At 41.0% G+C, this 22,676-nt stretch carries 19 protein-coding genes; 7 read left to right on the top strand and 12 right to left on the bottom strand.

What is annotated here, in order from left to right:
- Positions 1–163 precede the first annotated feature (163 nt).
- Positions 164–904 (top strand): response regulator transcription factor, encoded by a 741-nt coding sequence (locus tag HXT20_RS05975; RefSeq protein ID WP_174190773.1) that lies wholly within the window; start codon positions 164–166, stop codon positions 902–904.
- Positions 898–2,121 carry a histidine kinase gene (locus HXT20_RS05970; protein WP_422114320.1) on the top strand — a complete coding sequence of 408 codons (1,224 nt, stop codon included), beginning with the start codon at positions 898–900 and terminating at the stop codon, positions 2,119–2,121. The genes HXT20_RS05975 and HXT20_RS05970 overlap by 7 nt, the downstream gene beginning before the upstream one ends.
- Before the next feature lie 220 nt (positions 2,122–2,341).
- Here HXT20_RS05970 and HXT20_RS05965 read toward each other — a convergent pair whose 3' ends face one another.
- The 7 genes from HXT20_RS05965 to HXT20_RS05935 form a co-directional block, all read right to left on the bottom strand.
- Positions 2,342–3,514 (bottom strand): hypothetical protein, encoded by a 1,173-nt coding sequence (locus HXT20_RS05965; protein ID WP_020759543.1) that lies wholly within the window; start codon positions 3,512–3,514, stop codon positions 2,342–2,344.
- A 34-nt stretch (positions 3,515–3,548) separates the two neighbouring features.
- The gene (locus HXT20_RS05960; protein WP_020759544.1) at positions 3,549–4,202 is read right to left on the bottom strand and encodes a response regulator transcription factor; all 654 of its coding nucleotides are present in this window, start codon (positions 4,200–4,202) and stop codon (positions 3,549–3,551) included.
- A gap of 34 nt (positions 4,203–4,236) precedes the next feature.
- Positions 4,237–4,698, bottom strand: a complete 462-nt coding sequence (locus HXT20_RS05955; RefSeq protein WP_004114257.1) for a hypothetical protein — start codon at positions 4,696–4,698, stop codon at positions 4,237–4,239.
- 295 nt (positions 4,699–4,993) lie between these two features.
- Positions 4,994–6,088, bottom strand: coding sequence for a class 1b ribonucleoside-diphosphate reductase subunit beta (nrdF, locus tag HXT20_RS05950; RefSeq protein ID WP_004114270.1), 1,095 nt, complete (start codon positions 6,086–6,088; stop codon positions 4,994–4,996).
- 82 nt (positions 6,089–6,170) lie between these two features.
- A complete protein-coding gene (nrdE, locus tag HXT20_RS05945; protein WP_004138562.1) occupies positions 6,171–8,393 on the bottom strand; it encodes a class 1b ribonucleoside-diphosphate reductase subunit alpha in 2,223 nt (740 codons plus the stop codon).
- A 72-nt stretch (positions 8,394–8,465) separates the two neighbouring features.
- The gene (gene nrdI / locus HXT20_RS05940; protein ID WP_032836424.1) at positions 8,466–8,966 is read right to left on the bottom strand and encodes a class Ib ribonucleoside-diphosphate reductase assembly flavoprotein NrdI; all 501 of its coding nucleotides are present in this window, start codon (positions 8,964–8,966) and stop codon (positions 8,466–8,468) included.
- A gap of 45 nt (positions 8,967–9,011) precedes the next feature.
- Positions 9,012–9,272: a glutaredoxin family protein gene (locus HXT20_RS05935; protein WP_004124343.1), complete on the bottom strand. Its 261-nt coding sequence runs from the start codon at positions 9,270–9,272 to the stop codon at positions 9,012–9,014.
- A 430-nt stretch (positions 9,273–9,702) separates the two neighbouring features.
- Between HXT20_RS05935 and gndA the strand changes: the two genes are divergently transcribed.
- On the top strand, positions 9,703–11,163 hold the full coding sequence (gene gndA, locus HXT20_RS05930; RefSeq protein WP_422114319.1) for an NADP-dependent phosphogluconate dehydrogenase: 1,461 nt from the start codon (positions 9,703–9,705) through the stop codon (positions 11,161–11,163).
- 247 nt (positions 11,164–11,410) lie between these two features.
- Here the strand turns inward: gndA and pgl are convergent, their stop codons facing one another.
- From pgl to HXT20_RS05910, 4 genes are all read right to left on the bottom strand, one after another.
- Positions 11,411–12,232, bottom strand: coding sequence for a 6-phosphogluconolactonase (pgl, locus tag HXT20_RS05925; RefSeq protein WP_004114279.1), 822 nt, complete (start codon positions 12,230–12,232; stop codon positions 11,411–11,413).
- Positions 12,233–12,265: 33 nt separating this feature from the next.
- Positions 12,266–13,219, bottom strand: coding sequence for a glucose-6-phosphate dehydrogenase assembly protein OpcA (locus HXT20_RS05920; protein WP_004114280.1), 954 nt, complete (start codon positions 13,217–13,219; stop codon positions 12,266–12,268).
- Positions 13,216–14,796: a glucose-6-phosphate dehydrogenase gene (gene zwf / locus HXT20_RS05915; RefSeq protein WP_004138752.1), complete on the bottom strand. Its 1,581-nt coding sequence runs from the start codon at positions 14,794–14,796 to the stop codon at positions 13,216–13,218. The genes HXT20_RS05920 and zwf overlap by 4 nt, the downstream gene beginning before the upstream one ends.
- A 96-nt stretch (positions 14,797–14,892) precedes the next feature.
- Positions 14,893–17,325, bottom strand: a complete 2,433-nt coding sequence (locus HXT20_RS05910) for an acyltransferase family protein (protein ID WP_075038430.1) — start codon at positions 17,323–17,325, stop codon at positions 14,893–14,895.
- Positions 17,326–17,765: 440 nt separating this feature from the next.
- On the opposite strand from HXT20_RS05910, the gene HXT20_RS05905 reads away from it, so the two are divergent.
- Positions 17,766–18,260 carry an inorganic diphosphatase gene (locus HXT20_RS05905; protein WP_004105658.1) on the top strand — a complete coding sequence of 165 codons (495 nt, stop codon included), beginning with the start codon at positions 17,766–17,768 and terminating at the stop codon, positions 18,258–18,260.
- Positions 18,261–18,360: 100 nt separating this feature from the next.
- On the opposite strand, the gene HXT20_RS05900 is transcribed toward HXT20_RS05905, so the two are convergent.
- Positions 18,361–19,086 (bottom strand): hypothetical protein, encoded by a 726-nt coding sequence (locus HXT20_RS05900; protein ID WP_004114286.1) that lies wholly within the window; start codon positions 19,084–19,086, stop codon positions 18,361–18,363.
- A 189-nt stretch (positions 19,087–19,275) separates the two neighbouring features.
- On the opposite strand from HXT20_RS05900, the gene HXT20_RS05895 reads away from it, so the two are divergent.
- From HXT20_RS05895 to HXT20_RS05885, 3 genes are all read left to right on the top strand, one after another.
- A complete protein-coding gene (locus HXT20_RS05895; RefSeq protein WP_004114288.1) occupies positions 19,276–20,049 on the top strand; it encodes a response regulator transcription factor in 774 nt (257 codons plus the stop codon).
- 31 nt (positions 20,050–20,080) lie between these two features.
- Positions 20,081–20,782, top strand: a complete 702-nt coding sequence (gene nth / locus HXT20_RS05890; RefSeq protein WP_004116115.1) for an endonuclease III — start codon at positions 20,081–20,083, stop codon at positions 20,780–20,782.
- A 238-nt stretch (positions 20,783–21,020) separates the two neighbouring features.
- Entirely contained in the window at positions 21,021–22,568 is a 1,548-nt protein-coding gene (locus HXT20_RS05885) for an ABC transporter substrate-binding protein (RefSeq protein ID WP_422114469.1), read from the top strand.
- The last annotated feature ends 108 nt before the right edge of the window (positions 22,569–22,676 follow it).

Here is a 22,676-nt window from a genome sequence, read left to right as displayed (position 1 = left end):
AATTTTCAACGCAACCAAAAGTCACATATTGTCACTCATTATAATCACATTTGATTTACATGCATTACTTGTAATCATTTATTACTACACGATTTGCTCTATTTTGCGCATGCTTATAAAGTAGAATGTAAGAAAAGTAGCATAAGATTGCAAGAAAGCCATTATGCAAAAAACGTATGCAATAGTAGATAACGACACATTAGTTTTAGCGGTTATGCAAAACGTGCTCAGCAAGCTTTTGCCAAGCGAGTACGAGTGCAAATGGTGCGTAAAATCAGGCGTGCAAGCTTTGAAATATTGCCAAGTAGCAAAAACTACTCCAGATTATATTCTGATAGATATGTCAATGAAAGACATGTCTGGAGTAGACGTAATACGCGCAATTCGTGAGAAAAACAACAGCATTATTTTAATTGGCATGACTTCTTACGATTGTAGATCCTACGCTTCTATGGTTTCGCAAGTTGGCGGGCAAGCGATGGTTGCTAAAGACAATTTCAAAGGGCTAGCAGAAGCTTTGCAATATTGCGATAAGCAGAATGTGTATGGCTGCCGTTGCGTTAAAGACGTTGTTTACGATTTTGCTACTCCGCAAGAATCTTTTATTAGGCTTTCTAAATCAAGATCGCGCAGCGTTTTGCCGCCTCAAGAACTAAAAATTATGGATCTGCTTGCTAAAGGGTACACAACGAATCAGATTGCGTCTCAACTTGGTCTTATGCCAAACACTATTAACACGCATATTCATAGAATTTACAAAAAATTACATGTTTCTAACCGAGTGCAAGCAATATCCGCGTTTGCTGCAATGCAAAATCGTGAGCAAAATAGCAATATGCAATATTTTAATGATTCGCCGCAGAATCATCCGAATCTTTTGCAAGAAACGGATAACGCATGTTAATGAAAACATTTTCGCGCGTTATTGAGTTGGTTAAAAGCTGGAAAATTCAGCGAACTTTATTCATAATATTGGCGATTCTTGTAGTGTCAATGGATGTGCAATCTTGCAATACAGCTGGTTTGTGGCATAATCCATTACAATCTGTGTGCCAATACGTTTGGATGTTCGCAATATTTCTTTTGATTGCTTTTCCTCGTCAAATATCCCTCGTAACTCCGATTTTATATTGCGTAACGTTAGCAGTACCAGGCGTAAATGCAACTTGCTTTCTTTTTTCATTGATCGCTAGCATGTTTGTTGCAGGCTTTTACGATTCGTGGAAGTATTTGCTTTGTGCGTACATAGTTTCGCTGAATATTATGTACTTTGCAAAAATTGCGTACATTCCGCTTACTTTCCCTTGTTTTATTCTTATTTCCATGATTTGTGGCTACGCTTTGCGCAAGTATTTGAACATGTTGGAGGAAAATAATCGCGCAAAAATGGATATTGTGCGCAGTGAGTTCCAGTCTTATATTGCTTCTGTTGCATTGCAATTGCACGACGATGTGAACAATGAGATTACGGATATTACATTGCTTGCGACTGATGCTTTGTATACCGAGAAAAGTGATCATACAAAAGAGTCGCTAGAGCAGATTGTTGAGCATTCTCGTAATGCGCTTTCTAAAACGCGACTTGTTATTAATCTACTTGAACAAGCTGAGCATAAGTATGATGATTCTTTAGATTCAAATATTGCCAGCACGCAGTTTATTTATAGTTCTAATAGCAATAATCGCATGACTTTGGCTGATTTCTTATGCAATATTCGCGCACGCTTACAGGCTGAACGTAAGATTTGCGAGCAGCTTGGGTACTATGGCTCTCTAACAGTGAATGATAAAAGTTCGGGGAGTGGTGATTTTACTGCCTCTGCAACTATTAGTACTGAAAAAGCTCAATGTGCTATTCGCATGTGCAGCGAGCTGCTTACTAATATTCGTAAGCATTGCAATACTAGCGTTGATTTTTCTATGAACGTTACGGTTGATAAGCGCGAATGCAGAATAATGTGTATGAATTCGATTTCGACGTTGAATAAGTTTGGCGAAAGACTTGTTTTTGGCAAAGGTCTACTATTCCACAAAAAATCTGTGGAACGTTTAGGTGGATCTTTAAGCGCGCAAAAAGATGACGACACTTGGCTGGTCAATGTTGTTATTCCGCTAAACTAGTATCAATCAGACTCTTGCGTTATCGTGGCAAAAATCGCAAATCTAACAGAATCTGCCACGATAATGTGTATAACATAGCAACGAAACAGCATTCTGCATTGCAAATTAACCGCCTACTTGCATCTGCCATGCAGCAGACACATCCAAATATTCGGTTGAAATATGTCCAAATACTCGATTGAAGCGCAAGAGAAAGCACAATAAGTATCTTGCACAATGGCTATTTCTCTACATGAAGCGGAACGTGTACATTAATAATCCACGAATCGCCATCTTCAATAACTTTAAAAGTTCCGCCAACGCGTTCCGCAAGCATCTTATGAAAACGCAGTCCATATCCTAATTGCAAGTTAGCAAGAATACCTCGTTGCGCACTATTTATACACGTAATATGACATTCATTGTCATTAAGCATTACATTCATGGCGTATTCTTTAGGCTTTGCAGCATGCTTTTTTACGTTCGCAAGCAGTTCTCGGCAAATATACTCAATCTGAGCACATTCTTCAAAAGGCAAATGCGCTGATCTCGAATCTTCAGCAGCTAAATCACTACTAAAGTCAATGGAACCAATATAGCCAAGCTTCTCAAATGACTTTTGCTCACCATCAAATAAAACGCGTAATCCTGTACAAAAATCTTTATAACATGTAGTCGATTGCATAGCATCGCCAGTGCTTGCAGTTGTAGCATTGTCAAGAAGAGAAATGATATTACGTGCTCTATGAACAGCTGTAGTAGCACGTTGAAGAATCTCTCGCGAATTTTCATGCTCTTGGTCATGAGTCGTTTGAGGTTCAATAGATTGTTGAGCCATCATCATAATGCTGGAAAGCTCATTAGTTACTTCATCGTGCATGCGAATTGCAGCAATAGTGGCATATTTTTGAAAAACGTTGTAACGCTGTGCAAATAACTGTTCCTGCTGTTGGTGAATAGTAGAAATATAGTATTTTACGATTGCGCTAGAAATAAGAGTTATAAGAAGCCACCACGCTAACACATGAGCGTTTTGAAAATCGCAGATAATAAAGAACCATGAAGATACTCCGCAAGAAGAAAGTACAGTGTACCAAGGTTGAGTAATTACAGCAATTGCCAAACAAATCAATATGGTAAGCATCATAGATGAGTAGTTGATATTTGGCGCAATAATTACCAACGGCATCCAAATGAGCACAATAAAAGATGCTTTATGAGGCCATATTGCAATACATAAGCATATTACAATCCATACTATTTCAACTGTAATTGCATGCCAATTAGAGTAGTAATGAAGATTATTATAGGAACAAATTTCAAGAATCAAAGTACAACTTATGATTACACCAATTCCAATTTTCTGCCATGCGTCATGCGGCAAAAAATTGATCATACGCGTTAATAATTTCATAACTACCTACTTTTACACGTTAATTTCTTACACGTTATATGTCATGCGAATACTTTGCGAGCACAGCAAGCGCCTGCATTCGACTTCGGACTTGAAGTTTTCCATAAATACGCCGTAAATGCGTGTTTACTGTTGAAACTTTCACATTAAGTTGATCTGCAATCTCTTTCGTAGAATACCCCTGTTTGCACAAGCGCATAATTTCCGATTCTTGAGGAGACAAAACTGAAGTCTTCGGAAGTTGAGAAATCATATTAAATGATTCTTGCGGAGTGTGAAAATAGTCAATATATTGTGGCAATTCTGGGCAACCGTAGCTTGTTGCGCGCGATTGGATGGCTGCAACTACGTCTGCTAAATTGTCTTTATGTACTAGCGCTTGACCACCCGACTTAGCAACTTGCAATACGTATTCATCTAGCATGTAGGAAGTAATGCCAATTAAAACAATATTGCTATTGCGCTCGCGAATTGCCTTAATTACATCAACACCACTCATTTCTCTCATTGACATATCTACTAAAAGTACGTCAGGAGTATTCTCTGCAACGCAACGATGAATAGCTTGTTTTGCAGAAGAACACATCCATGCACAAACAAAGTTTTCAGGCAAACGACTTTTAAGAAGAAGTTGCATATATCGCAATACAAGCGTGTCATTATCAACAATTGCGTAAGTAGTGTTCATACAATATATGATATCTTGTTTTGGAATCCGCTTATCAAGAGATGTGCGATTGTATTGTTTTTCTCAAATTATCAAGATTGTACACATTAAAGTGCCATACGCTAGCACTTTCCGTTGGCACACTCCATTCTTCGGTTTTGCCATTCGCAGTAAAACGAATTATTTGAGTTGTTGGTTTACTTATAACTTCAAAATTAGTGAGTTGATTCCACGCAATACGACGAAGATACTTATCGTCTAATTTAGCTAGATTACCCGAGCCTAAAATGACATTCGGATTAACAATAATAAACTCATTATTAGTGGCAGCAATAATACGTGCAACAACGCCTTGCGCTACATAGAATAATTTAGGTAACAAAAATAGTTTGATTAAATCTTTCCACCAAGGGTCGTATTTCATTGTAAATACATACGTCTTATCAACTGAAAGATTGTGATCTTTAAAATACTTGACGATATCTTCTTCTCGTATACCGCGCAAAGGATTAGTCATAATAAGCACCTCCTCGTGATTCTCGTTTTGTAAATTACCAACATACTAGCGTGCAGATTTTATCTACACAAATAAGCGTACCTATTTTTAACGATAGTGCTTTTAGAAAACTTTTTAAAAAACTTTTACTATTAGTAGTTTGCACGTTCTCAACAATCAACATTTAAGAATATTTCCGCTTTGGAAATATTCTTAAATAATTAAATAAAAAAATAGGTTGCTTATGAAAAGTGCATAAGCAACCTGATTAATTAACTAATTAACTAATTAACGAAGCAATGAAGCAACTAAGTGACTAGAAATCCCAATCGTCGTCGTCGGTTTCAACAGACTTGCCCATAATGTAGCTGGAACCAGAGCCGGAGAAGAAGTCGTGATTTTCGTCGGCTGCAGGAGAAAGAGCCGCAAGAATCTCAGGGCTTACGTGAGTTTCTTCTTCGCTGTACTTAGCAGGATAGCCAAGGTTCATCAAAGCCTTGTTAGCGTTGTAACGCACGAAGTCAAAAACGTCATCGTGGAAGTCAAATCCTTCGTAAATCTGACCAGAATACTCAACTTCCAAATCATACAAAGTATCAAGCAAGTTCATAGTGAACTTTTCAAGATTCTTCTTGTCGTTCTCGCTTCTAAGTTCCAAACCGCGCTGGAACTTGTAGCCAGAATAGTAGCCGTGAATCGCCTTATCTCGCAAAATCAAGCGAATCATATCGGCAGTATTCATCATCTTGCCGCGGGAAGCAAAATAAAGCGGAAGGTAGAAACCTGCGTAAAGAAGCAACGAAGAAAGCATAGTTGCAGCAATCTTACGCTTAAGTGGATCTTCGCTCTCATACTCGCAAAGCACGGTTGTAACTCGCTGCTGCAAAACATCGTTTCCAACAGCCCAACGGTAAGCCTCGTCAATCTCCTCGCTAGAGCAAAGAGTGGAGAAAATAGAGGAGTAGGAGCGCGCATGAATCGACTGCATAAAAGCAATATTCGTGTAAATAGCCTGCTCGTGCTCCGTGCGTGCGTGCTCAATCTGGCAAAGTTCGCCAATAGTTGCCTGGCTGGTATCAAGCAAAGTTAAGCCTGTAAAAACGCGAGTAGTTGTCTTGCGTTCAAGATCGGTGAGGGAACGCCAAGAAGGAATATCGTTGCTCAGCGGAACCTTTTCAGGAAGCCAGAAGTTAGCAATAAGACGATTCCAAACGTCCAAATCCTTGTCGTCAACAATATTATTCCAATTAACTGGGCGCACGCGAGATCCGTGATGATAGCGGTATTGAGCTGGGGTGATGGAATCTGCCATCATAGCGTCGTCTGCGATTACGCGGTTCGTGCCGAAAGGCTTATCTAAGCTACTGCGAAGTTCTGTTGGATCGAGCGCAGTTGGGCTGAGTTCTGTCATAATTACTCCTGATTCTGTGTTTACGTTTTATAAAATTTTTAAGTTTTTGATTTAATTTGCGAAAGATTTACAACCATAAGGTTTACAGCGTGCAGCTTACGCAACCCTCGATTTCTGTACCTTCCAAAGCCTTCTGGCGAATACGAATGTAGTAAAGAGTCTTAATACCCTTACGCCACGCGTAAATCTGAGCTTTGTTCAAATCGCGAGTAGTCGTAGTGTCTGGGAAGAACAAAGTAAGAGACAATCCCTGATCTACATGCTGAGTTGCCTCCGCGTAAGTGTCAATAATTGCCTTCCAACCAATCTCGTAAGCATCCTTAAAGTACTGCATATTGTCATTCGTCATGTATGCAGCAGGGTAGTAGACGCGGCCAACTTTGCCCTCTTTGCGAATCTCAATGCGAGAAGCAATCGGGTGTATTGAACTCGTGGAATGGTTTATGTACGATATGGAACCAGTTGGAGGAACAGCCTGCAAATACTCGTTGTAAATGCCATCGCGCAAAATCTCGTCGCGCAATTGCTCCCAATCCGAAACGGTTGGAATTGCAACGTTAAAACGAGCAAACAAATCGCGAACCTTTTGAGTTTTAGGCTCAAGCGAGCGGCTGCCATCAGTGTACTTATCGAAGTAGTTGCCTTTTCCTGCAGGCTTAGCGTAAGCGCTAGTCTTAAAGCTTGCAAAAGCAGTCCCGCGCTCTACAGCCAAAGCGTGAGAAGCCTTATAAGCGTGGTAAGCAACCGTCATAAAGTACATGTCTGTAAAGTCAAGAGCTTCCTCGCTTCCGTACTGCATGTGCTCGCGAGCAAGGAAACCGTGCAAATTCATTTGACCCAAGCCAATAGCATGGCCCTCTGCGTTTCCGCGACGAATCGAAGGCACGGAATCAATCGAAGTATGCTCCGAAACAGACGTGAGCGCGCGCACAGCCAAATCAACGCTTGTACCCAAGTCACCGTCCATCGCCTTAGCAATATTAAGCGAGCCAAGATTGCAAGAAATATCGCGACCAACGTGGCTATAAGACAAGTCGGCGTTATAAGTGCTTGCCTCTTGAGTTTGCAAAATCTCGGAGCACAAGTTGCTCATAGTAATGCGGCCTTCAATAGGATTTGTGCGATTTACAGTATCTTCAAACAAAATGTAAGGGTAGCCAGACTCAAACTGAATCTCCGCAAGCGTCATAAAGAATTCGCGAGCATCAATGTACTTCTTGTGAATGCGAGGATTTGCAACCATCTCATCGTAATGCTCAGTAACAGAAATGTCTGCAAAAGGCTTGCCATATTCGCGCTCAACGTCGTAAGGGCTAAACAAAGCCATCTTTTCCTTACGCTTAGCAAGCTCAAAAGTAATATCTGGAATCACAACACCCAAAGAAAGCGACTTAATACGAATCTTCTCGTCCGCGTTCTCGCGCTTAGTGTCAAGGAAACGCATAATATCTGGGTGGTGAGCGCTAATATACACGGCACCAGCGCCCTGACGAGCGCCAAGCTGATTAGCATAAGAGAATGAATCTTCCAAAAGCTTCATAACAGGCACAACGCCACTCGACTGATTTTCGATGCGCTTAATAGGAGCACCAAGCTCGCGCAAATTCGTAAGAAGCAGAGCCACGCCGCCGCCGCGCTTAGAAAGCTGCAAAGCAGAGTTAATTCCGCGTGCAATAGACTCCATATTATCTTCCAAACGCACGAGGAAGCAGCTCACAGCCTCTCCGCGCTGAGCTTTACCAAGATTCAAGAACGTTGGAGTGGCTGGCTGGAATCGGCCTGCAAGCATCTCGTCCAAATAGTTGAGCGCTGCTTTTTCGTCTCCGTCTGCAAGTTCCAAAGCGACTGCAGCTGCGCGCTGAGCGAAGTTTTCCAAATATTGCTTGCCGTCGAAAGTCTTCAAAGCGTAAGAAGTGTAGAACTTAAAAGCACCCAAGAATGTGCCAAAAGTGTGGTGAGCAGATTCCGCGTGCTCGTAGAACTTATCTAGAAACTCGCTGCTATACTTGCCGAACACGTTTCCGTTGTAGTAGTAGTTGCTAATCAAATAGTTCAAGCGCTCATGAGTTGAAGCAAACTTCATGCTGTGTTCTTGCACGTAACCCGAAACGTAAAGCTTTTCTGCTTCCTGATCTTTATCAAACTGAATACCTTTTTCTGGGTCGAAAAGACCGAGCATAGCGTTAAGAACGTGGTAGTCGCGGCTGTTGCGAATGCGCTCTGCTGTGCTGCTAGCAGTGTTGGTGTCGTCAGTGTGATCAAGATTAAGCGAAGTAGATTCGCTCATCGGATCCGTGCTATTCATGGTGTTTATTCCTTTCCTCGTGCGTTAGTTTTGCTTTTCAAACGCTGTTTTTTGTTGATTTTGTTTATTTGTTTATTTCGTTTCTTCTGTTTCTTTTAATTGCCTTAAAAATTTTGGTATTCCCTGCGCTACTTTTTCTATATCTTCTTGAGTTCCCGTAAGTTCAAACGAATACATATTTGGGATTGCGCATTTTCCAGCGATTTGACCGCCTGCAGCGCAATATGCATCTCCAAAATTCGTATTTCCAGAAGATATTACGCCGCGAATAAACGAACGATTTTCGCGATTATTTAGGAATTTGCGCACTTGCATTGGTATTGCTTTAGATATGTTTCCTCCGCCGTAAGTCGGTACAATCAAAACGTATGGCTCGCGCACGTGCAATTCTGGCTCTTTTGGTCGAAGCGGTATGCGATATACGTTCACATTGTTGCTTGGAAAATCGCAATTTTTCACGAATCGTAGTGTGTTTTCGGAGACGGAAGAAAAATAGACTACAGCTCCGATTGATTCGCCTTGTGCGCGCGCTTCTGGCTCGCTTGGTTGTGACATATTTTCTTGATCACACATTTTTATGCTTCTTGATTGCTTTGATTATTTTGATTGTTGATTGCTTTAATTATTTTTATTGCTTTGATTTTCGTCTTCTAGTTGGCTTGCGATTTGCGCAATCAAATCTGGGCGATACCCACTCCACGACGAGTTTGGAGTAATCACCACTGGCGCTTGGCGATATCCTGCTGCGCGCAATTGGTCTAAAGTAGAAGGGCTTTGAGTTAAATCTACTGTTTCAAAATTCACGCCTAGCTTAGTGAATTGACGCTTTGTGGCATCGCACTGTGGGCAATGTGGCTTGGTGAAAACTGTAATAGTCACGGTTCTTCTCCCTTCGTTGAGTGTATTCTAAGTCTTTTTTCTTTATGATTATTTAAGTTTGTGCTTTTTGGCACGATTTAACAGTCTACTACCACTTAACACTATTTATAGTGGCGTGTTGTATGTCTAATCCCTATATTTAGTGTGTCCAAATTTTGGCTATCACGCGTGTCTGTAAGATTTAAGCGGTATTTATGTTTTTTTAATAGCGACTAATAAAAGTAAAAATGTAATCTTTATCACAAAATTGCCATTAACGCGTGGGCTATGTCGTAGGCTTTGTGATCGTATGAATGACGCTTGTGCATATAGGTAGATAAACTTAAAAAAGTGTGTTTTGATTGGTTAAGTGTTAAAAATAAAGCAATCATAAAATAATAAAACGGTTATAAATATTACGGTTATAAATATTAAAAGATAGAGGTGCAAAATGGCGGAAAATCAAGCTAGAGCAAATATTGGCGTTGTTGGTTTAGCGGCTATGGGGTCGAATTTAGCGAGAAATCTTGCACATCACGGTAATACAGTTGCTGTTTATAATCGTCATTATTCGCGCACAGAAACCTTGATGAATGAGTACGGCAGTGAAGGTGCTTTCGTTCCTGCTAAAACTGTTGAAGAATTTGTTGCTTCGCTTAAGCGCCCACGCACTGCAATCATTATGGTAAAAGCTGGTGCTCCTACAGACGCTGTTATTGAAGAGCTTGCAAACGCTATGGAGCCAGGAGATATTATTGTTGACGGCGGAAACTCCTACTTTGAAGATACGATTCGCCGAGAGCGTAACATTCGCGCGCGCGGTCTTCACTACGTTGGTTGCGGTGTTTCTGGTGGTGAAGAAGGCGCTTTGCGCGGTCCTTCGATGATGCCAGGTGGCACGGAGGAGTCTTGGAAGACTCTTGGCCCTATTTTAAAGTCGATTGCAGCTGTTGCAGAAGGTGAGCCTTGCGTAACCCATATTGGCACTGATGGCGCTGGCCACTTTGTGAAGATGGTTCACAACGGTATTGAGTACTCGGATATGCAACTTATTGCAGAAAGCTACGATTTAATGCTTCGTGGTTTGGGCATGAAGTCTGACGAAATTGCGGACGTGTTTAGCGAGTGGAACAAGGGCGAGCTTGATTCTTATTTGATTGAGATTACGGCAGATGTGCTTCGACAGAAGGATGCTAAGACTGGTAAGCCTTTGGTTGAGATGATGGTGGATCACGCTGGTATGAAGGGCACGGGTACTTGGACTGTGCAGTCTGCGCTTTCTCTCGGAATACCTGTAACGGGTATTGCTGAAGCTGTGTTTGCTCGCGGACTTTCAAGCCAAGTTGCTTTGCGAGAAGCTGCTGAAAGTCAAGGCTTGACTGGTCCAGATATGCATTTTGATTTGAACGATGCTGAGCGTAAGGCGTTTATTGAGGATATTCGCCAAGCTTTGTATGCTTCTAAGATTGTTTCTTACGCTCAGGGATTCGACGAGATTGCAGCTGCTGCAATTGAGCATGATTGGAAGATTGACCAGGCTGCTGTTGCTCGCATTTGGCGAGGCGGATGCATTATTCGTGCACAATTCTTAAACCGCGTTTCCGAGGCTTTTGAATCTGGGCAGGCGAGTGTTTCCTTGATTTTTGCTCCTTACTTTAAGGATGCTATTGAAAAGTCTCAAGCTGCTTGGCGTCGTGTTATTGCGCGCGCAGTTGAGCACGGGGTTCCTGTGCCAGCATTCTCTAGCTTGCTTGCATACTACGATGGCTTGCGTTCCAAGCGTTTGCCAGCTTCGCTTATTCAGGCTCAGCGCGATTTCTTCGGCGCTCACACTTACGGTCGTATTGACGAGCCAGGAGTATTCCACACTTTGTGGGCAGAGCCTAATCGCCCAGAAGTAAAGCAGGATTAAATCAAAATAATATTTATAACTAACATGCCTTTGCATTATTATGCAGAGGCATGTACTCTATTCTGATCTTTTTTAGCATATTTTATTGCTGAATTTTACTAATATTCTTAAATTGATTGATTTCCTTGATATTTCAATGGTTTTATGAAGATTTTCCCAAATGCGCCATGTTTTAAACATGCTATTTTCGCATTTGCGCCAATTTATGTAGCGCATTTAATTTTTGACTTGCTGAATATTATGCAGATTACTGAATTGCAGCGTGCAAAGTTTCTGCGGTGGTTAGCCATGCGATTTCTTCCGTGCCGTTGGCAAAAGACGCAGGATAATCTGGGTTATTATCCGAAGAAAGCGCGTTCATTAAAGCTTTTCCTTTTTGCTCTCCAGCCGTTAAGAACCAAGTGCGGCGGCTATGAGCCAGCACGGGTGCGCTAAGAGTTAATCTCATTGGCGGTTGCTTAGGGGAGTGATTCACGCCTAAAACTATGCGATCGCGATTATGAATTTGCGGCAATCCTGGGAAAAGTGAAGCCATATGTGCGTCTGGTCCCATGCCAAGAATTGCCAAATCAAACACAGGCTCTTTGCCTAGTAAACCTATAATTTCTTCTTCGTAATCGCGTGCTGCTGCGTCTAAAATCGCATTGTTTTCAGCATCGCCAGCATTCGCCACTTCTTGCGCATTGCGATCATCTGCAGGCATTTCGTGAATATGAGACTCCTGCAAAACTTTGTGATCGCTAAGCATGTTAAGAAGTAGCTCGCGAGCCTTGAGCGCATTGCGATCGTCGCTGTTATAAGCTACAAAACGTTCATCTGCCCACCAAATATGAACATTGGACCAGTTGATTGCTGGAAGCAATGGGTTGCTAGCTAACATTTGAAACATGCGAATAGAATCTGTTCCACCTGTTAGCAAAAGATGGAATGGCTTATTAAGATTTTCAACATTGTTTTGCCATTGCATAATCAAAGTCACAAGCTTTTGCGCAGCAACAGCAGCTAGAATATCTTGATTATCGTAGCCGTACACTGTTGCGTTATGCGCAAATCTAAAATCTTCAGCCATAATGAATCCTTTTATTATTTTTTACCCGTTGTATTAAAGTTCGTTATCTTGCATTGTGCAACAATCTGCGTGAACAAGTTGAGCATAGATCTCATCTGGATCGATTCTACGCAACTCCTCACTCAAGCAATCTTCTAAAGATCTAATTGGCATTGCAATTGGCTGTGTTGCTTGTCCTGGAAGACTTATCATTGCTTGTTCTTCTCCAGAAGGACGAGTCAAAGAAAGCACGCCATCTTGTCTTTTAAGACTTACCTCCGTAATTGCATGCGCACTCGAATCCTCAACAATTTCAACAGGAACATTAAGCGATATTTTTAGCCATTGTGCGAGCAAATGCATCGGAACATAATGCTTTGGACCGCTAACCTTAGCGCTAATAACAGGTAAATGCGGAGGCTGATCAAGCATAGAAGCTAGCATTGCACGCCAAGGAGTAAGACGAGTCCAAGAAAGATCAACATCTTTAGAAGACCAGTTTTTGCGCAAATTTTTCACAGTTTCAAGGGTATTGTCCGCATTTTGAGCATCAGTGATTCTGCTACTTGCCATAGTTCCAAGCAAGTCCTTAGCAGGATTTTCTGGTGCATTTGTAGGCCACCACGCAACAATCGGCGCGTCTGGAACAAGCAGAGGAATAACAAGCGTATCTGGATGTCGAACTAAGCCATTATGAGGGTAGAGAATAATGATTTCCCCAGCTCCAGCATCTGCGCCAAAGCGTACTTGCGCGTCTAAGTTTGGCGTTTCTTCGCTTTGTGAATCTGCTATATTGACTTGTGATTCGCGAACAATGGCAATAACTCTACAAGGGTGTTCGCGACTAGCTGCATTTGCTGCTCCCAGTGCGTTTTCAAGATCTTTAAGAGTGGTGTCAATAAGAAGAGTTAGCACGCGTCCAGTTGCAGATTCTCCACGCTCTTCGTGAAGCTCGTCGATTTTTGCAGAGATTTTAGACGTGTTTGTGTTAGGAAGATTAATAATCATGGCAGCCTCCAATGGCGATTATCGCGAGCAAGCATAGCGTCAGCTTCCGCTGGACCCCACGTTCCAGCACGGTATGGCTGAGGCTGTGTACCAAGCGAACTCCAAAAATCTTCAATAGGATCTAAGATTTTCCAACTTAAATCAACTTCTTGTGTAGTTGGGAAAAGCGGTGGCTCGCCAAGTAAAACGTCTAGAATAAGGCGCTCGTAGGCTTCTGGAGAGTTTTCTGTAAAAGATCTTCCATAACTAAAGTCCATAGAAACATCGCGAACTTCCATAGATGTTCCGCCTGGCACTTTTGCGCCAAATCGCATTGTTACGCCTTCATCTGGCTGCACGCGAATCACAATCGCATTACTACCAAGTTCACGCACAGCAGTGGACTCAAAAGGCAAGTGTGGAGCGCGCTTAAAAATCACGGCAATCTCTGTAACGCGCTTTCCTAAGCGCTTTCCGGTTCGCAAATAGAACGGAACTCCAGCCCAGCGACGAGTGTCTACGTCTAAACGCACGGCAGCGTATGTTTCCGTAGTGCTATCCGGGCTAATTCCTTGCTCTTGCAAATATCCAACGGCTTTATACGATCCTTGCCAACCTTCTGCGTATTGACCTCTCGCAGTATTTGTTGCTAAATCTTTAGGCAAGCGTATAGCAGACAAGACCTTAGTTTTTTCAGCCGTCAAGTCACTAGCACTAAAACTTACTGGCTCTTCCATAGCAGTAAGAGCCATTAGTTGCAGCAGATGATTTTGAATAACATCTCTGGCTGCTCCAATCCCATCATAATATCCAGCTCTGCCGCCTATGCCAATATCTTCTGCCATAGTAATCTGCACGTGGTCAACATAATTAGCGTTCCAAATTGGCTCATACATTGCATTTGCAAAACGAAAAGCCAGCAAATTTTGCACAGTTTCTTTGCCTAAATAGTGGTCTATGCGGAATACAGAATTAGGGTCAAAAACTTCGGAAACTACGCGATCCAACTCTTGTGCGCTTGTTAAATCGTGACCAAAAGGTTTTTCTATTATCACTCGTCTCCACGCGTTTTCGGAGGAATGTGAAAGCCCCGATGCTGCTAACTGCTGTGCCACAACAGGGAAGCTAGAAGGCGGAACCGACATGTAAAACGCGTGATTTCCGCGAGTTCCGAGATCTCTGTCTAATTCGCTTACGGTTTTGCTTAAGCGCTCAAATGCGCTTGCGTCGTCGAATGTTCCGCGAACAAAACGTATGCCTTTAGCAAGGTTAATCCATGTTGATTCACGAAATGGTGTGCGGCAGTGTTGTTGAATATTTTCACGCACAAAGTTTACAAAATGTTCATCTGTCCAGTCGCGTCTTGCGAAGCCCGTTAAACCAAATCCAGGTGGCAAAAGCCCTCGATTCGCCAAATCGTATACGGCTGGCATAAGTTTTTTGCGCGCTAAATCGCCAGTAATTCCGAATATTACTAAACTACATGGTCCTGCAATACGAGCCAAACGCAAGTCTCGTGGATCGCGTAGCGGATTTTTCCAAGCTGTTGTTTCTTCGCTATGCGCAGTCGAGCATATTGTGGTTCTTAATTCAGTCATGTATACCATCGTAATGTTTCGACTTGATTTGCTGCGCAGGACTTACCAAAATTTGCGCAGGACTTACCATGATTCTTACTAGGATTTACCAGTAAATTATCCTCCGCACACGGCTAGTCTTATCATTTGCGCGTATTGTGGACCTCCAATAGGAGTCAAATGTATTCCATCGTCTGTTAAGAATTCGGAGTGTCCTGCGCTTAAACCATACCAGTCTATTATTCCAACGTTTTTGCGTTTCGCTGCAAAAGCGCGCAGTCTTGCGTTTGTTTCGTCTTGCCAAGGCTGTGGAACACGGGTTGTTACAAAATACACTGGTTTGCCGCCTGTAACATTTACCATATTTTGCAAAACAGATTCGTCTCTAGGAGGTCCGTTTGTTCCAAGCTCATAGATTACAACGCTTCCAGGGTGTTTCCCAACTAAATCTTGCTGATAATCTTCCGCTCCGTGGAATATTTGTCTGCTCACTTTTCCGTCAATCCAAGCGTTTGGTAATGCTTGCATAAGGTATGGTTTTGCGCCTTCTGTTACGGAATCTCCAACCATTGTTATGTCTGCAGTGCAAACATTGCGTTTTGAGTCTATTTTCCATGGTTTTGTATTTATGTTTTCTGGCACTTTTTCTGCAATCGGGTTGAGAATCCTATGGTCAGATGGTTTTGTTGGAAGCGTTTGTTTTTCTATATTCTCGCGCTTTCCGCCTGTTTTTTTCTTCGTATTAGCGGAATTTTTTTCTTGTGCAGTTTTTTCTTGTGCAGTTTTGTTTTGAGTATTCGCGTCTTGCGCGTTTAATTCTGGTCTTAATTGTATAGCTCGCGCTTGCGCAATACTATTCCAGTTAACTGGCGCTGCAATTATTGCTAGCCCAACTATTGCACAAATCACTATTACCGTTCTTCTTAAAACAAACGGCAATCTTATATTCTTACTTTTAACGTTTAAAGTATCTGAAGATAAATCAGGGTTTTTCGCGTCTATATCATCCGAGATAATATCGTCTTTCTGGATAATACTAAAGGTTATATGCTTATTTGCAAGAGGCATCTCGAACATTCTGTAAAAAACCTCTGCTGCAATAATAACTATTACGCATTGCCCTGCCTGTTCCCAAAGAGTTATCTGTGTGGTTCTTGTAGCAGGGTTTAGTATTTCTAGAATAGGGAAGTGGACTATGTAAATCGCAAAAGATCTTAGACCTATATATTTCAGTGGAGCAATTTCAAGTATTTTAGTGCAAATACTATTTTTCTGTAGGCAGGACCACATTAAAATCGCGCAAACTATTGCGAATATCGTGTATCCGCCGTAAACAATCCAGGTTTTTGAACCGTCTTCTTTCACTAAGCACCATAGAATAAAAATTAACGCAGCCAATCCTATAATCGATTTTTGTAGTGTGCTTAGAGGTTTTTGAAGAGTTTTTGCTATTTTTGCGAATTTACCAGATTCTGATTTATTTTTTAGATCAGTTTTTACTTTATCAGTGTTTTCTGATTCGTTGGTTTGTTGCCACTTTTCCCCAGCAATTTCATTATTAGATTCATCGGATTCGTCATATTCGCCATCTTTATCAGATTCCATCATGTTTACTTGCAATCCTGCTAGTAAATCGTCTGGTATCGAGGCTTCTGAGGATTGGCTTTTATTTTGCGTATTTTGTGTATTTTGCGCTTCTATCTCTGATGAATCCTCTATTTTTTCGATTTGTGTTTTTTTGCTTTTGTTTCCAACAATATATTTACAAGCATCTGCAATAATTTTGATAATGGAACGTTCGCTAAACCATGTGCAATACATTGCTAGTAATGCACCAATTAAGAATTCTCCAGCTCGAGTGTCAATAGAGTAATACACGCGCGCAATGGTTTGGCCATCTCCATAAAAAATCGTAATTGCTAGGTTTGCCAACGAACATGCAATCATAAGAATCGCCGTAACGCACATTCTTACAAATTTAGAGTGCACAATTTTAAGAATCGCCCATAGTATAATCGGCCAAAATACAAAGATTTGCATAATAAGTCCCAAATACCAAAGGTGTTTTATTGGGGATGGTAGTCCTGATTGTTCAAAGTAAGATACTTTTCGTAAAATATACGCCATATTGCTTGTAAAGCTAGCGCCTGTTAGTGCGTCAGATTGTAGTTTTGTTAAAAGACTTGGTGAAAATAGCCACATTAGTGGGGCGCTCAGAGCAATAATCCCTATAGTAGACGGCCAAATTCGTTTTACGCGTTTAAACAAGTATTTTAAGTAGGCGAATATTTTAGACTTTACCGGTATTTTGGTTTGTTCGCTGGTTGCTGGCGACTTTTGCGCATTTGATGTTTCAAACATTTTTAGCAGAGATACAGTGCTGAAGTATCCAGCCATAACAAGAAACATTGTTACTCCCAAGAATCCTCCTGGAAGTACTATTGGACGTAGGTGGAACGCTACAATCGCAATAACAGCAATAGCACGCATGCCATCTATTGCAGCGTTGCGTTTGCTTGTAGTGTTAGCTGCGTTGTTTATCTCTGTCATTTTGCCTGCAACTTGCTAATACGTGGTTTAATTTTGGTTGTGGACATGATGTGGGTATGAATTGTTTTATGACTAACATCGCCCAAAACGTAGTCATATTATCTACGTATTAAGACACTGTAGTTAGTTATAGCGTGTCTTAGTTTTTCCCTAGTTTTTCCTTGATTTTTCTTATGTTTTTTGCAAGTTTTATGAAATTTTTTAATATGGATTTAAATATTTTTCAAGGTAATTATTCGTTTTTATTAAGATTTTTCTCTGTTATTTTTTAGTGCGGTTGCTTTCGACTTTTGTTTGCTAAAATGCCAATGTTATACAACGCGTTTTACGTGCTCTTTGCTGCGCGCTAGAGTTAGACTGAACAGTCTAATTTAGGTGTATAAACGTTAGATTGATAAACAGTGTGTTTTACGCATTATTTTACGCATTAAGGAGTAAACATGGCAGAAACATTCAATGTTGTGGTAGAAATCCCACGCGGATCCAAGAATAAGTATGAAGTTGATCACGAAACTGGTCGCGTTTTCTTGGATCGTACCCTTTTCACAGCTATGGGTTATCCAGATGATTACGGTTACATTGATGGAACTTTGGGCGAAGATGGCGATCCACTCGATGCTCTTGTTATGATTCCAAACTCTGTGTTCCCAGGATGCGTTGTTGAGTGCCGCGCTGTTGGCTTGTATCACATGGTTGACGAAGCTGGCGGAGACGATAAGGTTTTGTGCGTTCCAGCAGATGTTCGTTTCGACGACATCAAGGATATTGATGACGTGAATGAGTATCACAAGGCTGAAATCAAGCACTTCTTCGAGCAGTACAAGGCTTTGGAGCCAGGTAAGGAAGTTCTTCCTGGTGACTTCTGGGCTGGAGTTGAGCAGGCTGAAAAGGAAATTGTCGCAGCTCGCAAGCGTCTTGAAGAAAGCGAAAAGTAGTTTTCGATATTAGTCGCGAATCTTCCGAGCGTTTTAGAAACGCGTTTGCTAGTGTCTAACACATTTTTATGTGTTAGACACTTTTTTTATTCTAAAAAATTTAAGCGATTAGTAGCATTCCTAAACCAGTTGCGTAAACAACCATTCCGCCCATCATCACGGGAATCAAAGCAGTACCAACTTGTGGCAAAAGCATGTCAGTATTGTATTTTGCATCTTTAACCCAAAGATGAGAAAGTCCAGCTAGAACAATCACGGCAAGCAAACCCAATACTGCTACCAGTATGCCAAGTTCTAGAATACGCACGGAGAATGTGAAACGAATAATCGAAGGCAAAAAAAGCCATCCTGGAAGAGCTGCACAAGCGATACTTGCTGTAAGAGAATGTGAAATATTTCTTACCAGATTAGATCTCTCTTCCCTAAGCATTTGACGACCAAAGCTAACAAAAGTTGCAGCAACAAGAATTAGAGCAAAGCTAACAGCCCAACGTTCATATGGGTGAATAGCTGCAATGAACTTATCCATACTAACTTCTGTATTATCTATTACGCTGCTAGGAAGCCAACCTTTTAAAGCTAATGTCGCGCACCACATGGATGCGATTCCGGCAAAAAGCGGAATAGCTTTATCTGCTGTAGAACCTTGTAACGGCCAGAAAGTAACTAGAGCAAGAAGAATAATCACGCAAACGGTTATAACGGCTTTTGTTGTTGCTATTGGCAGAATGGCTGCAATTGCTAAAAGAGCTATAGCAACGAATTGAGTTACAATAATCGTAATGTGATTGTGCATTGCATTATGTGCGATGTTATCGTTGCTCATATTACGCTCCTATCGCGTTTTATAAGATAATTTTAATAAAATGTTTAGCCGTATTAACTTATTTTATATGTAAGCGTACACTTGCATGCTTCGATTCTTATTAAGTATCTTAAGTATGGATTACAATTCTCTTTTAACAGCTTGATTTTGAATTTGTTATTCAATTCTATGCGTTCTGGAGGTATCAATATGACGGATATTACATTGATGACCTCTTGTGCCGCGCCTGCAAAAGTTTTGCCATCTTTGACTCTACTTTCGCATAGAGTGCGAGTGCTCCCAATGGAACCGTCTAGTATGCTTAAGATGCCAGAAAACACTATTCTTCTTGTAGATGCTAGAGAAGATTTGTCTTTGGCGAAATCTTTATGCTCTATTGTTCGTGCTTCTAATTTAACAATGTCTGTTATATTAATTCTTACAGAAGGCGGATTCACAGTTGTTAATGCATCTTGGGGTGTTAGCGATGTTATGCTGACAACCGCTTCACCAGCCGAAGTAGAAGGTAGACTTAGACTAGCTTCTCAACGAGGTGGGTCGGCTGAATCTACTTCTAAAGAACATGTAGCTGATTCTGGTAGCGTGGAAATTAACAGTAGCGGTCAAATGTGCTCTGGGGATTTAGTCGTAGATACGCAGAGTTACACAGTTAGCTTGCACGGAAAGCCTATTGATTTAGCGTATAAAGAATTTGAGCTTCTTAAATACTTTGTTCAGCATCCTCGGCGAGTATTCACTCGTGCTCACCTACTTCAAGAGGTTTGGGGTTACGATTATTACGGTGGAACTCGTACAGTGGATGTTCACATTCGTAGGTTACGCGCGAAATTAGGCGTTGAATATGAGCACGTTATTGGAACGGTTAGGAATGTTGGATATCGTTTCGATCCTTTAGAGTCTCAGGATGAAGTTGTAGATTCTACAGATTCTGATAATAATGATTCGTCGGCAGCTTCCGACTAGAATTCCTGTAGAGGATTAGTGGTTTATTATATTGGTTAAATTACAAAGCGTGAATAGTAGTCAAGAATCATCTTCCAATTCTAGAAAATCTAAAAAAATTGCTAGGATGAGTGAAGAGTATAGGATTTTATGCGAAGAAATACCGAATCCAAAGTGTGCATTAAATTTTACAAATCCATTTGAACTACTAATAGCCACTGTTCTTAGCGCACAAACCACTGATAGACGTGTAAATATTGTAACGGAACAACTTTTTAGAACTTATCCTACGCCAAAAGATTTAGCGCGCGCACCAATATATAAGGTACAAGAGATCATCCATCAACTTGGATTTTATAGAGTAAAATCGCAGCATATTATAGAGCTTTCGCAAAAACTTATGGACGATTTCAATGGTGTAGTTCCAAATAATATGGATGATCTTACAAAACTTCCAGGTGTAGGAAGAAAAACAGCAAACGTTGTATTGGGCAATGCTTTTGGTATCCCAGGGTTTCCAGTAGATACCCACGTTATGCGTGTGACGTCAAGGCTTAGATGGAGAAGCGATTGGAAAATAGCTAAGTCAGATCCTATAAAAGTTGAGCGTGAAATTACATCTTATTTTCCGCCAGAAGAATGGACTAATTTGTCTCACCGCCTTATTCTTCATGGTAGAAAAATATGTACAGCTAGGAATCCGCATTGTGCTGACTGCCCTCTAAGATTTCTGTGCCCATCTGTTTCGTTGTAGCTATGTTGTAGCTATGTTGTAGTTATGTTGTAGTTATGTTGTAGGTTTTGTCGTGGATTTTGTCGTAGCTGCGTTGTGGTTGTCGTAACGGATTTTTCTAATATCTCATATAATTAACTTTTAGAATATTCTTAGGGTATTTTTAGATTATTTTCTGCATAAATTCTACGTATGATTCAATCGATGATATACACTGTTGGCTATGTCTGAATTTGAAAGATACTCATCTGGATCACATATGAGAAAAGCACGTTATGCAAAAAAAGCTAAAAAAGGCGTGTCCTCGTGGGTTATTTTTATAGTCTTAATTGCCATTATGTCTGTTGTTGCATGGGGTGGATGGCGATTTTTAGATGGAAGATCAATAGTTCCAGAAAGTATTGTTCCAGCATCAGGCTCAGTTTTAAAAATAGGCTTGCGTACAGCCCCAGCATCCTTAGATATTAGGACTGACGACAGTGATTCACTGCAACAAGCTCTTATTGAAAACGTTTATGAAACGCTTATTAAACGAGACGGCAATAATGCTTTAAAACCAGGTCTTGCTCAGTCTTGGAGCGTATCTTCCGACGGTTTGAATTATAAGTTTAGGATTCGTTCAGGCGTGAAGTTTGCAAATGGAGACGTAATGGACTCTGGCTCCGTACTGCAATCACTTCAACAAGGTATTACAAAAAGCTATCCAGGCTATGAAAAGTTGACGAATATTACAAGCGTATCTAACTCAGGACATGATATTCTAAACATTTCATTAAAAATGCCAGATCCATTACTGCTGCGAAGATTAGCAGGTAGAGCTGGAATTGTATATGACACTCGCGCTTCATTAAACTACGCTTCAGACGCTATGGGAACAGGACCTTTTAAAGTTAACGGCTATAGTAAAAGTTCAGACCTTGTTCTTGTGAGAAACGACAAATATTGGGGTACAGCATCTGGCTGCGCTAGCATAACTCTTAAATACTTTAATGACGATACATCTTTAGCAAATGCCATGCAGAATGGCGATATTCAAATGGCTGTTCCTCTTGATGGCAATGAAAACAAACGTATGGCGTCAATGCCAAATACTCAACTTGTTGAAGGTCAGAGCACTAGAATACGAATGATTGCTTATAACACTGGAATATCGTCTATTTTCTGCGATCAGCACGTTCGTAGGGCAAGCAGTTACGCAATGGATGTAAGCACTGTTTTATCGGCTGATCCATTTGGTGGTCAAATTGTGCGCGGACCAATTTCCCCATTGTCGCCAGGATACGAGGATTTAAGTGGCACTTATCCACACGATCCTCAAAAAGCTCGATCTCTATTCTCATATTTCTCTGCTGCCTACCTTGGTAAAATTACATTCCTCGTACCTCTTGGAATGAGCAATATTGGTAATGCGCTTGGTTCTCAGTTAAACGCTACCGGCGGTTTCCGTGTGAATGTCGAAGAAGTAGATGAGAACACTATGAAACAGCGAATTCATGATGGTAAATATGACTTAGCACTCACATGGATGAATCACACTTTGGATTCTGGAGCGTATGCAGATACAAAGTCTACTTATTTGTTCCAAGATCATGAGTCGCAGAAATATTTTGCACAGGCAATGAAATCAACCAATGCAGAAGGATATGAGTCAAATGTCAAACAGTATGCTAAAGAGTTGAATAATTACGCTGTTTCGAACTGGATGTATGCGCGAAAGAGCATTGTGGTAGCTAAATCTAATGTTAGTGGATATCCTACAAACATGACTGATCAACTTTTACCATTGCACGATGTAAACGTAAAATAAATCCAAGATTATTTCAGGAATATAAGTGCGTGTGGTTTGGGATTAGTCGCCAGCAACCGTTGATTTGAATAATTTTTACAAATATTTGTAAAAATATTGACGTTGTCG

This window comes from Gardnerella sp. DNF00109 (assembly GCF_049262845.1).
Classification (GTDB): domain Bacteria; phylum Actinomycetota; class Actinomycetes; order Actinomycetales; family Bifidobacteriaceae; genus Bifidobacterium; species Bifidobacterium vaginale.
This window is presented reverse-complemented; position numbering and strand designations above follow the sequence as displayed.

Coding starts and splice junctions, on each gene's coding strand:
- HXT20_RS05900 (WP_004114286.1), bottom strand. CDS start 19,086: ATGAGCAACGATAACATCGCACATAATGCAATGCACAATCACATTACG.
- HXT20_RS05895 (WP_004114288.1), top strand. CDS start 19,276: ATGACGGATATTACATTGATGACCTCTTGTGCCGCGCCTGCAAAAGTT.
- nrdF (WP_004114270.1), bottom strand. CDS start 6,088: ATGACAGAACTCAGCCCAACTGCGCTCGATCCAACAGAACTTCGCAGT.
- gndA (WP_422114319.1), top strand. CDS start 9,703: ATGGCGGAAAATCAAGCTAGAGCAAATATTGGCGTTGTTGGTTTAGCG.
- HXT20_RS05920 (WP_004114280.1), bottom strand. CDS start 13,219: ATGATTATTAATCTTCCTAACACAAACACGTCTAAAATCTCTGCAAAA.
- pgl (WP_004114279.1), bottom strand. CDS start 12,232: ATGGCTGAAGATTTTAGATTTGCGCATAACGCAACAGTGTACGGCTAC.
- HXT20_RS05975 (WP_174190773.1), top strand. CDS start 164: ATGCAAAAAACGTATGCAATAGTAGATAACGACACATTAGTTTTAGCG.
- HXT20_RS05965 (WP_020759543.1), bottom strand. CDS start 3,514: ATGAAATTATTAACGCGTATGATCAATTTTTTGCCGCATGACGCATGG.
- nrdE (WP_004138562.1), bottom strand. CDS start 8,393: ATGAATAGCACGGATCCGATGAGCGAATCTACTTCGCTTAATCTTGAT.
- HXT20_RS05905 (WP_004105658.1), top strand. CDS start 17,766: ATGGCAGAAACATTCAATGTTGTGGTAGAAATCCCACGCGGATCCAAG.
- HXT20_RS05885 (WP_422114469.1), top strand. CDS start 21,021: ATGAGAAAAGCACGTTATGCAAAAAAAGCTAAAAAAGGCGTGTCCTCG.
- zwf (WP_004138752.1), bottom strand. CDS start 14,796: ATGACTGAATTAAGAACCACAATATGCTCGACTGCGCATAGCGAAGAA.
- nrdI (WP_032836424.1), bottom strand. CDS start 8,966: ATGTGTGATCAAGAAAATATGTCACAACCAAGCGAGCCAGAAGCGCGC.
- HXT20_RS05955 (WP_004114257.1), bottom strand. CDS start 4,698: ATGACTAATCCTTTGCGCGGTATACGAGAAGAAGATATCGTCAAGTAT.
- HXT20_RS05970 (WP_422114320.1), top strand. CDS start 898: ATGTTAATGAAAACATTTTCGCGCGTTATTGAGTTGGTTAAAAGCTGG.
- HXT20_RS05960 (WP_020759544.1), bottom strand. CDS start 4,202: ATGAACACTACTTACGCAATTGTTGATAATGACACGCTTGTATTGCGA.
- HXT20_RS05910 (WP_075038430.1), bottom strand. CDS start 17,325: ATGACAGAGATAAACAACGCAGCTAACACTACAAGCAAACGCAACGCT.